Consider the following 315-nt stretch of genomic DNA (forward strand, 5'->3'; position numbering starts at 1 on the left):
ACTTTAAGAAGATCGATAACGGCAGATGATGTTTCATTAAGTGGATTATGTTTCGGAAGAGCGGGTAAAGTCGCAAGATCAACCTCTAAGCCCTCGTGGACAGCTTTGATTAATGTGTGTGCAATTGAGAATTTATCCCAATTTTTGTTCAGACTGCGCAAACGTTTCAAGTCAGCTTCATCTTTTGGTTGTTGGATGGCAATTTCAATAAGACATTCATCTTTTATGATATGGCGACGTGGAATATTATATTGTCGTGCTTTACGTTCACGCCACGCTGCTATTTTTTGTAATACGGCAAGTTCACGCGGTTTT

At 39.7% G+C, this 315-nt stretch carries 1 protein-coding gene; it reads right to left on the reverse strand.

Going from position 1 to position 315, the window contains the following annotated elements:
* The coding region (locus tag ACFINO_RS10810) for an HRDC domain-containing protein (RefSeq protein ID WP_375655849.1) at positions 1 to 315 on the reverse strand (315 nt) is incomplete at both ends.

The sequence above is a fragment of the Bartonella sp. AA83SXKL genome (assembly GCF_042196965.1).
Lineage (GTDB): Bacteria > Pseudomonadota > Alphaproteobacteria > Rhizobiales > Rhizobiaceae > Bartonella.